Consider the following 12,814-nt stretch of genomic DNA (forward strand, 5'->3'; position numbering starts at 1 on the left):
GCCATGCTGCTTTCCATCCGTTCGCTGACCAAGACATTTCCCGGCACGCTTGCGCTCGACGGGGTCGATTTCGACCTGGCCGCGGGCGAGGTCCATGCGCTGCTGGGCGAGAACGGCGCGGGCAAATCAACACTGATCAAATGCCTGACCGGCGCCTATCACCGCGATGGCGGGACGGTTGCGCTGGACGGAGCGCAGATCGCACCCCGCTCCACCGTCGAGGCGCAGGAACTGGGTATCGGAACGGTCTACCAGGAAGTGAACCTGCTGCCGAACCTGACCGTGGCGCAGAACCTGATGTTCGGGCGCGAGCCACGCCGTTTCGGCCTAATCGATACCCGCGCCATGCGGGCCGAGGCGCGCGAGATGCTGCGTCAATACGGGCTGGAACTCGATGTCGATCGCGACCTTGGCAATTATTCCGTCGCCATCCAGCAGATCATCGCCATCGCCCGCGCGGTTGCCTTGTCGGGCAAGGTGCTGATCCTCGACGAGCCCACCGCCAGCCTCGACGCGCGCGAGGTCGAGATGGTTTTCGATGTCGTGCGCGGATTGCGCGAGCGCGGGTTGGGGATCGTCTTCGTATCGCATTTCCTCGATCAGGTGTTCGAACTGACCGACCGCGTCACCGTGCTGCGCAATGGCCGCAAGATCGTGACCGAACGCACCGCCGATCTGGACCGGATGGGCCTGATCGAGCATATGCTGGGCCGGGCGCTGGAAAACGAGGTCGAGCAGCAAAGCGCCGAGGGGGCCGACACGACCCACCCCGACTTACTGCATTTCAATGGTGTCGGCCGTCGCGGCGTGATCGAGCCTTTCGATCTGACCATCGGACAGGGCGAGGTCGTGGGGCTGGCCGGCTTGCTGGGCTCGGGCCGCACCGAAAGCGCCGAACTGATGTTCGGCATCCGCCCCGCCCAAACCGGTAGCATCCGCGATGACAAGGGGCCTCTGGACCTGAAAAATCCCCGCGCTGCCATTGCCGCGGGTTTCGGCTTCGCCCCCGAGGATCGCAAGACCGACGGCATCGTTGCCGATCTGTCCATCCGCGAGAATATCGTCCTTGGCCTGCAGGCACGGCGCGGATGGGCGCGGCCCATCCCACGGGCCGAGCAGAACCGGCTGGCCGAGGATTACATCAAGCGTCTCGATATCCGCACGTCGGGCCGTGAGAAACCTGTCGGGGACCTGTCAGGCGGCAACCAGCAAAAGGTCGTTCTGGCCCGCTGGCTGGCAATGAATCCGCGCTTCCTGATCCTGGACGAACCGACGCGCGGCATCGATGTCGGTGCGCATGCCGAGATCCTGCGGCTGATCCACGACCTGACCGATGCGGGCATGTCGGTGCTGGTCATCAGTTCCGAGATCGAGGAACTGGTGGCGGCGTCGGATCGCGTCATCGTCCTGCGCGACCGCCGTCACGTGGCCGAGTTGAGCGGCTCGCGCGTCGTCCCCGACACGATCATGCGCGCCATCGCCGGTGGCGGCGCCAAGGGCGGGGAGGCTGCCTGATGCTGCTGAAACGGATTGCTCCGCAACTGATTGCACTCGCTGCCCTGATCCTGCTGGTGACACTGGTCTATCCCGATTTCCTCGACATTTCCTTCAGGGACGGCCGTCTCGTCGGCCCGGTGATCGACGTGCTCAAGCGCGGCGCGCCGGTGGCCCTGCTGGCTGTGGGCATGACGCTGGTCATCGCCACCCGCGGCATCGATCTGTCGGTCGGCACCGTCATGGCGATCTGCGGTGCCGTGGCGGCATGGGCCATCGCCTCTGGCTGGGGACTTGCACCGGCGTTGCTGCTGGCGCTGGCAGCAGGCGCGGCGGCAGGCCTGTGGAACGGGTTGCTGGTCGCCGTGGTCGGCATCCAGCCCTTCGTCGCCACGCTGATCCTGATGACCATGGGGCGCGGCATCGCCCAGTTGATCACCGAGGGGCGTATCCTGACCTTCAACCATCCGGGCTTCGCGTTCTTCGGCTCGGGCACGGTTCTTGGCCTGCCGGTTCCGGCATGGCTGTGGCTGCTGACCGGGGTGGGGGTGGCGCTGCTGATGCGGCGCAGCGCTCTTGGCATGCTGATCGAGGCCACCGGTATCAACCGGCGGGCCAGTGCCCTGGCCGGGGTCAACGCGACCGTTCTTCTGATCGCGGTCTACATGGCCTCGGGGCTTTGCGCCGCCCTGGCCGGGATCGTCGTGACCGCCGATATTCGCGGGGCGGATGCCAATAATGCCGGGCTGTGGCTGGAACTGGACGCGATCCTCGCGGTGGTGATCGGCGGCAATTCCCTGCTGGGCGGGCGGTTCTCGATCCTCGCGGCGCTTTTGGGCGCGCTGATCATCCAGACCATCGATACAGGGATCCTGCTGGCCGGGTTCCCCTCGGAATACAATCTCGTCATCAAGGCGGCGCTGGTGCTGGTGATCCTCGTGCTGCAATCGCCCCGTATCGCTGCCGAGTGGCGGATATGGCGCGAAAGCCAGCGCGCCAGCCGCGAAGCGCTGGCCGAAAGGAGCCGGACATGAATACCCGCGCCCTGCCGCTTTACGCGACCATCGTGATCTTCCTGCTGGCCTATGCGATCTGCTGGCTGCAGTTTCCGGCGATACTGTCCACCCGTGTGATCGCCAACCTGTTGACCGACAATGCCTATCTGGGGATCGTCGCGGTCGGCATGACGCTGGTGATCCTGTCGGGCGGGATCGATCTGTCGGTGGGCTCGGTCATCGCCTTCTCGGGCGTGTTCATCGCGGTGCTGCTGCGCGACAGTTCGCTGCATCCGCTGGTGGTATTCGCGATGCTCCTGGCGCTGACCACGGCCTTCGGCGCGGCGATGGGTTTCCTGATCCACCGATTGGCGATGCCCGCCTTCATCGTCACGCTGGCCGGGATGTTCCTGGCGCGTGGCGCGGCCTATATGCTGTCCATCGACTCGGTCCCGATCACGCATCCGTTCTATGACATGATCCAGAACGCCTATTGGCTGATGCCCGGCAAGGGCCGGCTGAGACTGATCGGCGTGCTGATGCTGCTGATCGTGCTCGCAGGCATGATCATCGCCCACAAGACCCGTTTCGGCGCCAGCGTCTACGCGCTTGGCGGAGGAGAGGCCACGGCGCGGCTGATGGGGGTGCGGCAGGGGCGCACGACGATCCTCGTCTATGCCTTTTCGGGATGCATGGCGGGCCTGTCGGGGATCGTCTTCTCGATCTATACCGGCTCGGGCTATTCGCTGGCGACCGTCGGCACCGAACTGACCGCCATCGCCGCCGTGGTGATCGGGGGCACGCTGCTGACCGGAGGGGCGGGCTACATGTTCGGCACCTTGATCGGTGTTCTGACCATGGGGCTGATCCAGACCTATATCGTCTTTGACGGCACGCTTTCGAGCTGGTGGACCAAGATCGTGATCGGCGTCTTGCTGCTGGTCTTCATCCTGTTGCAGAAAGGGCTGCTGAAATTGTCGCAATCCCGTTTGGCCGGAGGCGTTTCATGACCGCAACCATCTTTGACGACCGTATCTGCCAGTTGGGAGAGGGGCCGCTATGGCATTCGGAACGCGGGCAATTCTTCTGGTTCGACATCACCGGGCGCAGGCTCTTGTCGCGCGATGCGGAGGGGCCGCGGGAGTGGGGGTTCGACCGCATGGCCTCGGCGGCGGGTTGGGTTGATCGCGACCGCCTGCTGATCGGGACCGAGACGGGGCTGGCCCTGCTCGACCTTCGGGACAGAGCGCTGGAGCCTGTCGCCGAAATCGAGGCGGACAACCCGATAACCCGCTCGAATGACGGGCAGGCGGACCGGCAGGGCGGCTTCTGGATCGGAACCATGGGCAAACAGGCCGAGACCGGGCAGGGCGCGATCTACCGCTATTATCGGGGCGAGGTCCGGCAATTGGTCGAAGGAATCTCCATCCCCAATGCCATCTGCTTTTCGCGCGATGGCGGGCTGCTTATTACGCCGATACGCCAGAGGCGAAGATCTGGGCGCAACCTCTGGACCGGGACGGCTGGCCGCAGGGAGAGCCTCGGCTGTTCCTGGAGCTGCGATCCGAAGGGCTGAGACCCGACGGTGCCGTGATCGACAGCGAAGGCGCGCTATGCGTGGCCTGCTGGGGGGCGGGCGCGGTGGTCCGCTTCGCGCCAGACGGGCGGCTGCTGAACCGGATCGAGGTTGGCGGACGGCATAGCAGTTGCCCGCCTTCGGCGGCGCGGATCTGCGCGACCTGCTGGTGACGACCGCGCGACAGGGGATCGAGGCGCCTGACGCGGCGCAGGGCCTGACCTATCTGGCCCGCGCCGAGGTGGCGGGCCTGCCGGAATCGCGGGTGATCCTGTGAGCAAGACGCTGTTAGGGAACCTGCCGGACGGGCGCGAGGTGCATTGCCTTTCCCTGCAATCCGGCCGGCTGAGCGCCAAGGTCCTGACCCTCGGCGCTATCCTGCAGGATCTGCGGATGGAGGGCGTCGGCTACCCCCTGGTGCTGGGCGCTCCCGATGTGGCGGATTATCTGGGCTCGGCGCGCTATTTCGGAGCCATCGTTGGACGTTTCGCGAACCGGATCGGAGAGGGGCGCTTCACGCTCGATGGGAAGACATACCGCACCGACCTGAATTTCCGGGACCGCCACACTCTGCATGGAGGGGGTGAGGGGACCGATGCGCAGATATGGCAGGTCCAGTCACTCTCGCCGGATCGCGCAACTCTGACGATGGAACTGCCCGACGGCCATATGGGCTTTCCCGGCAGGATACGGATCGCCGCCGAGATAGGCCTTGCCGGGGATGGGCTGAGTTTCACCCTTTCCGCCGGGGCGGATGCACCGACGGTTTGCAGCTTGGCGCATCACGGTTTCTTCGATCTGGACGGGCGGGGCGACATCCGCAACCATTCGCTGATGATCGATGCCGGGCATTACCTGCCCGTCGATGACGACCTGATCCCGACCGGTGAAATCAGGCCGGTCGCCGACACCGATTTCGACTTCCGCAGTCTCCGCCGGATCGGCTCGGCCGGTTATGACCATAATTTCTGCCTTTCGGAAGGTCAGCGCCCCCTGCGCCCGGTCGCCCGGCTGACCGGCGAAAGCGGCTTGTCGATGCAGGTGGAAACCACCGCCTGCGGGCTGCAATTCTATGACGGAACCTATATGCGGGATGTGCCGGGGCTGGATGGCCAAAGCTATGGCCCCCATGCCGGACTGGCGCTGGAAACGCAGCACTGGCCCGATGCGCCGAACCGGCCCGGATTTCCGGATGCCGTTCTGCGCCCCGGTCAGGTCTATTCGGAAACCACGATCTACAGGTTCATCGCGTGATGCCGGAATTGATCGCCATTGACTGGGGAACCTCTTCCTTCCGCGCGTGGCTGCTGGGTGCGGGCGGCGCGGTGCTGGACGAGATCCCCTCTGGCCCCGGCATCCTCTCCGTGCCCGACGGCGATTTCGATGCCGCGTTCGAGACGGCTCTTGGCCACTGGCTGTCCGCGAATCCGGACCTGCCGGTGATCGCCTCGGGCATGATCACCAGCCGCAATGGCTGGGTCGAGACACCCTACCTGCCGCTGCCGCTCGATGCGCGGACGCTGGCGCATGCCCTGACCGCGCATGTCACCAAGCGGGGAAGGCGCGTGCATTTTGTCACTGGCGCGGTGCGCAATCCCGACCATGGGCTGCCCGATGTGATGCGCGGCGAAGAGACCGAGATCATCGGTCATCTCGCAGCCAGCGGCGCGCGCGAGGGTCTGTTCGTCCTGCCCGGCACCCACAGCAAATGGGCCCGGGTCGAGGGCGGGCGGCTGACGGGTTTCAACACTTGCATGACCGGCGAGGTCTTTGCCATCCTGCGCGATCATTCGATCCTCGGAAAGCTGGCTGGTGACGGCCCGCTTTCGCCGGATGCGTTCCTGCGCGGATTGGAGACCGGCCGTGCCAATGGGGCCTTGCTGGCACGGATTTTCTCGGCGCGGTCACTGGCTCTGATGGACAGGTTGGAGGGGGGAGAGGTCGCGGATTACCTTTCCGGCCTGCTGATCGGGGACGAGGTCGCGGCGGCGCTGGCCTCTGCACGGGGGGCAGTCACGGTCATCGGGCGGGGCGATCTGGCCGAGCGCTATCGGGTGGCACTGTCCCATGCCGGGGCAGAGGCGGCACTGGCGGCGCCGGGGATGGCGCGTGCCGGGCTTTGGGAAATCGCGAAACTGGCCGGAGTGATCGGATGATGGACTGGAATACTGGCTTCAAGACCTGCTCGCTGGTGGCGATCCTTCGCGGCGTGAAGCCCGATGAGGTCGAGGGCATCGCGGAAGAGTTGATCGAGGCGGGCTTCGCGCTGATCGAGGTGCCGCTGAACTCGCCGCAGCCCTATGACAGCATCAGCCGGCTTACCCGGCGGTTCGCGGACCAGGCGGTGATCGGCGCCGGCACGGTACTGACCGCCGAGCAGGTTGCAAGGGTCGAAGACGCGGGTGGCCGCCTGATCATCGCGCCGAATTTCGATCCCCGGGTGGCCCGGGCGGCCTCTGATCGCGGGTTGATCTACGGCCCCGGCATTGGCACCGTCAGCGAGGCTTTCGCGGCGCTGGATGCAGGGGCAGCTTTCCTCAAGCTGTTCCCGGCCGAGATGATCCCGCCCGTGGCCGTCAAGGCAATGCGGGCCGTCCTGCCGCGCGAGGCGCAGCTCTTGCCGGTGGGGGGCATCCAGCCCGACAACATGGCCGGTTATCGCGCAGCCGGGGCGGATGGTTTCGGGCTCGGCTCGGCATTGTATAAGGCCGGAATGACATCGGAAGAGGTGGCAAAGCGTGCAGCCGGTTTCATGGTGGCACTGCGAGCTAGGTGAAACGTGAAATGGTGGGTGGTTTACGGGTTAAGCCCCGTGGCAACCATAACGTGACGACTTTGAAATGATCAGGTCTTCCTGCCGCTATACCTTCGCAGGAGAAGGCATGATCATTCTCAGGTCGTCAGAAGTATGCCAAGGGAGACCGTTACAAGCTCCGCCCCCTCTTCAGACCCTTCCCGATTTCTTCTTCACCGAAATATCCTCTGGGGGTCCGGGGGGCGAAGCGCCCCGGCCATCGCGGGACGCAGACACTTTCAGCGCCCAATGAATTTCAGCGCCCGCGCGACATTCGCGTCCAGCCCTTCCGACATCTCCAGCATGATCGCCTTTTCGTCGGGCGTCGGAGTCTCCAGCGCCTCGATCTGCGAATCCAGCAATTCGGCGGGCATGAAATGCTGCCTCGCTATCATGCGTTGCCGGATCAGGTCGCGCGGGGCGGACAGGCAGAGCAGGCGCATCCCGCCGATCCCCTCGCGCAGCAGGTCGCGATAGCTGCGCTTGAGGGCCGAGCAGGTGAAGACCGTGTCTTGTGTCACCCGTGATTGCCGGACAGCCTCGGCCAGTGCGGACAGCCATGGCATGCGCATCTCGTCGGTCAATGGACGGCCCGCGCTCATCGCGGCGCGGTTTTCCGGCGTGTGATAATCGTCGCCCTCGATGAAACACGCCCCCAGTTCTTTGGATAGCGCTTGGGCGAAGGTGGATTTTCCCACGCCGCTCGGGCCCATCACCAGAATACATAACCGGGGCGGATTTGCGGGGCTCGTCATCGTGGTCCTGCCTTGGTTCATGATTGCCCGCCGCCGGAAAGGCGGCGGGAAGGATCAGCGTCCGGTAATGCCGGGGAAAGCGATCAGCAATCCCACCGCCAGTATTTGCAGCGCGATGAAGGGCAACAGGGAACGGAAGATGACGCCAAGCGAGATATCGGGCGGTGCCACCGATTTGAGGTAGAATGCGGCGGGACCGAAAGGCGGAGACAGGAAACTGACCTGCATGTTCATGCAGAACAGCACCCCGAACCAGACCGGGTCCATACCCAGTTCGGTGATGATCGGCACGAAGATCGGCATCGTCAGCAATGCGATACCGACCCAGTCCAGGAAGGCGCCGAGGAAGAACAGGATCGCCATCATCACCAGCACGATCACCGTCGGGTTGTCCGAGATGCCCGTGATCATGGCCGAGACGAAATCGACCCCGCCCATCAGGTTGTAGACGCCGACGATCGCGGTCGCGCCGATCCCGATCCAGACGATCATGCCCACCGTCGCCAGCGTTTGCATCGCCGCATCCCGCAGCAGCTTGTAAGAGAACTCACCTCGCAGCACCGTGGATAGCAGCACCCCGCCCACGCCGATGGCCGAGGCCTCGGTTACCGAAGCGATGCCGCCATAAATCGAGCCCAGCACCATGAAGACGACCAGGATCGGCAGCGCCAGGCCTTTCAGCAACCGCAGCTTTTCTTCGCGCGGGACCGGGGTGGGGTCGATATCGGGCACCGCGCCGGGAGTCAGATAGGCGCGGGCAAGGATATAGGCACAATAGAACATCGCCAGCATGAAGCCGGGCAGGAACGAGGCCGTGAACAGATCCCCGATCGAGACATTGGCGGTCAGGCCGTAGATGATCAGCACGATCGACGGTGGGATCATGGTGCCAAGGGAACCGCCCGCGCAGACCACACCGATGGCGAGGTTGCGGTCATAGCCGAGCCGCAGCATTTGCGGCAGTGCCAGCAGGCCGAGCAGCACGATTTCTCCGCCGATGATGCCGGACATGGCGGCAAGGATGACCGAGACGAACACCGTCTGGATCGCCACGCTGCCCCGCACCCGCCCTGCGAACAGCTTCATCGCGTCGAAGAGGTCGCGGGCGATGCCGGATCGGTCGAGGATCGCCGCCATCAGTACGAACATCGGCACCGAGACGAAGACGAAATTCATCACGAAGGAATAGACGCGGCTGGTGATCAGCGGGATCGACATCGGTCCGAACCAGCCAAGCGCGAATATCAGCGCGACCAGAAGTGTCACGAAGGCCAGCGGCATGCCGGTCAGCAGCAGCACGATCAGCATGCCGAACATCAGCGCCGTGCCCCATTCGATCCCGAGCGCTTGCAGATTGAAGCCAAGATCCATCATCGGCGTTATCCTTTCGCCCGGCGGGCATAGTTCACGGCAAGTATCAGGAACTGCAGAACCAGCAGGATCATGATGACGAAGACGAATATCTTGATCAGCGCGGGGGTGGGTGGGCTCCAGGCGCTGCCGGTGGTCTCCAGCCGGATTCCGCCCGAGGGTGCGAATACCGCACGCGTCACCATGTGCCAGGCCGCATAGGCAAAGAAAGCCGAGGCGATGGCACTGACGATCGATATGATCACGTTGAACACGCGCCGCACGCCTCCGGGCAGCCAGTCATATAGCAGCACGACCCGGATATGGCTGTTGCGGCTGGTGCAGTAGAGACCGCCAAAGGTAAAGGCCAGCCCGCACAGGAACACCGTCGTCTCATGCGCCCAGATGGTCGGGCGGTTCAGGATGTAGCGCAGGAACACCTCCATCAGCAGGATGGCGGCGGCGATGACGATCCCGGCGGCGAAAATATAGGCGGCACGGTCCACGAGGCGTCCCATCAGCCCGGCCTCCGGGGCCATGTGGCTTGTGCCCTCGGTTATGGCGGCGAGGTCGATCTCGCCCTCGCGTTGATCCTCGGTCATGCGGTGATCTCCCTGAAAATGCGGCTGCCCCACGCGGGCGGGGCAGCCCTGGCAGCCTTAGTTCAGCATGCCCTTTTCCTGCATGTAGGCGGTCAGAGTGTCGAAGACCTTCTGTGCCATCGGCGATTGGCTGGCGGTCTTTTCCCACTCGGCCACGCCCAGCTTGCGGAACTTGGCGCGCTCGTCCTCGGACCAGTTGTGGACGGTGATGTTCGGATCCGCCTCGGCCTCGGCCAGCGCGGCCTCGTCGGCCTCGCGATTGCCCTTGATCTGCGTCTGCTGGAATTCCTTCACGGTTTCCTCGAGCAGCGCCTTCATGTCATCGGGCAGCGCGTCCCATTTCGCCTGGTTCATCGACACTTCCACCAGTGGCAGCGAATGGAAGCCCGGATAGACCGGATGCGGTGCGACCTCGTTCAGGCCCTGCTGCTGGTTCACGGACAACACCGAGTAATCGGCGGCATCGACCACGCCCTTGTCCAGCGAGGTATAGACCTCGGATGACGGCAGGTTGACCGGCGAGGCACCCGCAGCGGCGAAGACATTCGCGATCGGTCCCTCGGGCGAGCGCATCTTGACGCCCTTCAGGTCGTCTACCCCGTCCAGCGGAACGCGCGACACGAAGGCCTCCAGCCCCGGAGTGGAAACGCCGATGAAATGCAGACCATAACTGCCCAGCAATTCCTGCATCAGCTCCTTGCCGCCGCCATTCTCGACGAAATCGATCATCTGTTCGGGATCCGACCAGGCACCGACCGGGTTCGAGATCAGCCCGAAAGCCGGATCCTTGCCCGCCCAGTAGGAGCTGTCGCAGATCTGTCCGTCCAGGATGCCGGCGGCGACCGCGTCCAGCGTTTCGTTATATTCGACGACCGAGCCGACCGGCAGAAGCTCGATCTTGATCGCGCCTTCCGATTTTTCGGCGACCAGATCGGCCCAGCCTTGCTGGAACTCGAAATTCGGGTTCCCGGCGGGGTCGGATGACTGGAACTTGAAGCTGTATTCCTGCGCTCCGGCAGCGCCGGTCATCAGGAACATGGCCGTCACGGCCGTTTGGATCAGTTTCATCTGGGTCCTCCCTAAAGCAGTCAGATTGTCCGATTGGTTCAAGGCATGTCGCGTCAATCATCGACGGTTCTCATGCCGGTTGCGGGCTATATCGCCCGTCCTCCTTCACCTCCTTCGAGGCCGAAGCTGATATCCAGCAAAGCCGGATCGATATTCCTTTCAAGCCGTGTAAGCATGACGAGGCCGAATTCCACCAGGTCGTCCGACATGGCCCGGGCGCGGATCACATCGCACTCCAATACCGCCTGCATGATGGCCAGGTGATGGCCGACAGTCTCGTCCAGCCCCTGCTGGCCGCTGACATGGCTGATATCCAGGTAGCCGGCGCGCGTCCCAATGCCTTGAGCGGGCGCAGGCAGCGTTCAAGGAAGCGTTCGCCCGACGCCTGGATCATCAGCATGTCGAAAGCCTTGTCGAGCACGTTGAACTGATCGAGCGTGATCGCCGGGCGCTCTGTTTCCAGGCGCCGCATGATATGGGACAGCCGGGCGCGCTCGTTTCCCTCCATCCCCGCGATGGCGGTGGTGAAGACGAAACGGTCCATGTCGCGGCGCAGATCGGTCAGCCGCCGTTCGCGCTCCAGATCGATGGGGGCGATGCGCAACCCGTTGCGGGGCTGGACGTCCAGCAGCGTCTCTGCGGCAAGGCGGCGCACGGCCTGATGCACGGGGGTGCGCCCCAGCCCGGTCATGCCCTGCAGATCCTGTGTGCGCAATGTAGCGCCGGGAGCGAGCTTCATCGAGATGAACAATTCCTCGATCCGCTCATAGGCGGCGCTGGTCAGATCGCCCGCCGGCGGCATCACCGCAGAATCGGTCCGCCCGGTTGCGGAACTCGCAATCCCGTCAGGCTTGTCCGATGTTTCGGCTTGCGGCGCCATCTGCTCCCCCTTATTGATGTTTTCTGATATTTCACGACATATCGTAAAAGTCAACGCGATTCGCAACATTGCCGCACCATGCCCGGAGGAGCAGACAAATGAAGATCACCGCGATAGAAACGCTGCGGACAGAAGAGTTCTCGAATGTCCTGTGGGTCCGGTTGCACAGCGACGATGGCAGCATCGGACTGGGCGAGACCTTCTACGGCGCCGAGGCCGTCGAGGCGCATATCCACAACACGCTGGCCGGAAGGCTGCTGGGGCGCGATCCCACCCGGATCGAGGCGTTGAACCGGGCGATGACCGACCTGCCCATGGCGCAAAGCTCGACCGGGGTGGAATACCGTGCCGCATCTGCCATCGATATCGCACTATGGGATCTGTTCGGCAAGATATGCAATCAGCCGGTCCATAACCTGCTGGGTGGACTGAATTGCGACAAGCTACGGATCTACAATACCTGTGCGGGTTACGGCTATGTGCGCAGCAACAATATCCGCCCGGTCGACACCTGGAATATCGGCGATGCCGAGGGGCCGTATGAAGACCTGAACGCCTTCATGACCGATGCCGGCGCGTTGGCCGAGAACCTGCTGGAAAGCGGCATCACGGCGATGAAGATCTGGCCCTTCGATCCGCCCGCGCAGGAAAATCGCGGCATGTATATCACCGCCGAGCAGATGCGAACCGCGCTGGACCCCTTCGAGAAGATCCGCAAACGCGTCGGCGACAAGATGGATATCATGGTAGAGTTCCATTCGCTGTGGAACCTGCCCGCCGCCAAGCAGATCGCCCGCGCGCTGGAGCCTTACAACCCCTTCTGGTTCGAGGACCCGATCCGCATGAACTCTCCGCAGGCATTGGCGGAATACGCGGATTCAACCGATGTCTGGGTCTGTGCCAGCGAAACCCTGGGTTCGCGCTTTCCCTACAAGGACATGCTGGACCGCGGCGCCACCCATATCGCCATGGTCGATCTGTGCTGGACCGGCGGGTTGACCGAAGGGCGCAAGATCGCCGCGCTGGCCGATACCTATCACCGCCCCTTCGCGCCGCATGACTGCACGGGCCCGGTCGGGTTCGTCGCCGCCATCCATGCCTCGTTCAGCCAGCCCAACACGCTGATCCAGGAAAGCGTCCGGGCCTTCTATGACGGCTGGTATCGCGAGCTTGTCACCGAGATGCCGGTGATCCGCGACGGCCATGCCCTGCCGATGGAGGGGCCGGGCCTCGGCACCGACCTGCTGTCTGCCGTGTTCGAGCGCAGCGACCTGACCACCCGCAAGACGGAGCTTTGATC

General features: G+C 64.0%; 13 protein-coding genes and 1 pseudogene. 8 read left to right on the forward strand and 6 right to left on the reverse strand.

The window, feature by feature from the left end; genetic code table 11:
* The first annotated feature begins 3 nt into the window (after positions 1-3).
* The 7 genes and pseudogenes from A7A09_RS01500 (at position 4) to A7A09_RS01530 (ending at position 6,841) form a co-directional block, all read left to right on the forward strand.
* Entirely contained in the window at positions 4-1,515 is a 1,512-nt protein-coding gene (locus A7A09_RS01500; RefSeq protein WP_106689659.1) for a sugar ABC transporter ATP-binding protein, read from the forward strand.
* Positions 1,515-2,528 carry an ABC transporter permease gene (locus A7A09_RS01505; RefSeq protein WP_106689661.1) on the forward strand — a complete coding sequence of 338 codons (1,014 nt, stop codon included), beginning with the start codon at positions 1,515-1,517 and terminating at the stop codon, positions 2,526-2,528. Before A7A09_RS01500 ends, A7A09_RS01505 begins: the two co-directional genes overlap by 1 nt.
* On the forward strand, positions 2,525-3,499 hold the full coding sequence (yjfF, locus tag A7A09_RS01510; RefSeq protein ID WP_106689663.1) for a galactofuranose ABC transporter, permease protein YjfF: 975 nt from the start codon (positions 2,525-2,527) through the stop codon (positions 3,497-3,499). The genes A7A09_RS01505 and yjfF overlap by 4 nt, the downstream gene beginning before the upstream one ends.
* Positions 3,496-4,342 (forward strand): annotated as a pseudogene (locus A7A09_RS01515) (SMP-30/gluconolactonase/LRE family protein). The gene yjfF and the pseudogene A7A09_RS01515 overlap by 4 nt, the downstream one beginning before the upstream one ends.
* A complete protein-coding gene (locus A7A09_RS01520) occupies positions 4,339-5,319 on the forward strand; it encodes an aldose epimerase family protein (protein ID WP_106689665.1) in 981 nt (326 codons plus the stop codon). The pseudogene A7A09_RS01515 and the gene A7A09_RS01520 overlap by 4 nt, the downstream one beginning before the upstream one ends.
* Positions 5,319-6,221, forward strand: a complete 903-nt coding sequence (locus A7A09_RS01525; protein ID WP_106689667.1) for a 2-dehydro-3-deoxygalactonokinase — start codon at positions 5,319-5,321, stop codon at positions 6,219-6,221. Before A7A09_RS01520 ends, A7A09_RS01525 begins: the two co-directional genes overlap by 1 nt.
* Positions 6,218-6,841, forward strand: coding sequence for a 2-dehydro-3-deoxy-6-phosphogalactonate aldolase (locus A7A09_RS01530; RefSeq protein WP_106689669.1), 624 nt, complete (start codon positions 6,218-6,220; stop codon positions 6,839-6,841). The genes A7A09_RS01525 and A7A09_RS01530 overlap by 4 nt, the downstream gene beginning before the upstream one ends.
* A 257-nt stretch (positions 6,842-7,098) precedes the next feature.
* Here A7A09_RS01530 and A7A09_RS01535 read toward each other — a convergent pair whose 3' ends face one another.
* From A7A09_RS01535 to A7A09_RS01555, 6 genes are all read right to left on the reverse strand, one after another.
* Positions 7,099-7,614: a gluconokinase gene (locus tag A7A09_RS01535; RefSeq protein ID WP_106690023.1), complete on the reverse strand. Its 516-nt coding sequence runs from the start codon at positions 7,612-7,614 to the stop codon at positions 7,099-7,101.
* A 54-nt stretch (positions 7,615-7,668) separates the two neighbouring features.
* Positions 7,669-8,985, reverse strand: coding sequence for a TRAP transporter large permease (locus tag A7A09_RS01540; protein WP_106690024.1), 1,317 nt, complete (start codon positions 8,983-8,985; stop codon positions 7,669-7,671).
* Between the two features lie 8 nt (positions 8,986-8,993).
* Positions 8,994-9,503: a TRAP transporter small permease subunit gene (locus A7A09_RS01545; protein ID WP_245999105.1), complete on the reverse strand. Its 510-nt coding sequence runs from the start codon at positions 9,501-9,503 to the stop codon at positions 8,994-8,996.
* 120 nt (positions 9,504-9,623) lie between these two features.
* The gene (locus tag A7A09_RS01550; protein ID WP_106689673.1) at positions 9,624-10,634 is read right to left on the reverse strand and encodes a TRAP transporter substrate-binding protein; all 1,011 of its coding nucleotides are present in this window, start codon (positions 10,632-10,634) and stop codon (positions 9,624-9,626) included.
* A gap of 86 nt (positions 10,635-10,720) precedes the next feature.
* Positions 10,721-10,861, reverse strand: coding sequence for a hypothetical protein (locus tag A7A09_RS20705; RefSeq protein WP_170166988.1), 141 nt, complete (start codon positions 10,859-10,861; stop codon positions 10,721-10,723).
* On the reverse strand, positions 10,858-11,514 hold the full coding sequence (locus A7A09_RS01555; protein ID WP_170166989.1) for a GntR family transcriptional regulator: 657 nt from the start codon (positions 11,512-11,514) through the stop codon (positions 10,858-10,860). Before A7A09_RS01555 ends, A7A09_RS20705 begins: the two co-directional genes overlap by 4 nt.
* Positions 11,515-11,612: 98 nt before the next feature.
* Between A7A09_RS01555 and A7A09_RS01560 the strand changes: the two genes are divergently transcribed.
* Entirely contained in the window at positions 11,613-12,812 is a 1,200-nt protein-coding gene (locus A7A09_RS01560) for a mandelate racemase/muconate lactonizing enzyme family protein (protein ID WP_106689677.1), read from the forward strand.
* The last annotated feature ends 2 nt before the right edge of the window (positions 12,813-12,814 follow it).

The organism is Paracoccus methylarcula, from assembly GCF_003007735.2.
Classification (GTDB): Bacteria; Pseudomonadota; Alphaproteobacteria; order Rhodobacterales; family Rhodobacteraceae; genus Paracoccus; species Paracoccus methylarcula.

Bases quoted from the DNA above. Each gene is read 5' to 3' on its own strand.
- A7A09_RS01500 (WP_106689659.1), top strand. From the start codon at position 4: ATGCTGCTTTCCATCCGTTCGCTGACCAAGACATTTCCCGGCACGCTT.
- A7A09_RS01505 (WP_106689661.1), top strand. From the start codon at position 1,515: ATGCTGCTGAAACGGATTGCTCCGCAACTGATTGCACTCGCTGCCCTG.
- yjfF (WP_106689663.1), top strand. From the start codon at position 2,525: ATGAATACCCGCGCCCTGCCGCTTTACGCGACCATCGTGATCTTCCTG.
- A7A09_RS01525 (WP_106689667.1), top strand. From the start codon at position 5,319: ATGCCGGAATTGATCGCCATTGACTGGGGAACCTCTTCCTTCCGCGCG.
- A7A09_RS01530 (WP_106689669.1), top strand. From the start codon at position 6,218: ATGATGGACTGGAATACTGGCTTCAAGACCTGCTCGCTGGTGGCGATC.
- A7A09_RS01535 (WP_106690023.1), bottom strand. From the start codon at position 7,614: ATGACGAGCCCCGCAAATCCGCCCCGGTTATGTATTCTGGTGATGGGC.
- A7A09_RS01540 (WP_106690024.1), bottom strand. From the start codon at position 8,985: ATGGATCTTGGCTTCAATCTGCAAGCGCTCGGGATCGAATGGGGCACG.
- A7A09_RS01545 (WP_245999105.1), bottom strand. From the start codon at position 9,503: ATGGCCCCGGAGGCCGGGCTGATGGGACGCCTCGTGGACCGTGCCGCC.
- A7A09_RS01550 (WP_106689673.1), bottom strand. From the start codon at position 10,634: ATGAAACTGATCCAAACGGCCGTGACGGCCATGTTCCTGATGACCGGC.
- A7A09_RS01555 (WP_170166989.1), bottom strand. From the start codon at position 11,514: ATGGCGCCGCAAGCCGAAACATCGGACAAGCCTGACGGGATTGCGAGT.
- A7A09_RS01560 (WP_106689677.1), top strand. From the start codon at position 11,613: ATGAAGATCACCGCGATAGAAACGCTGCGGACAGAAGAGTTCTCGAAT.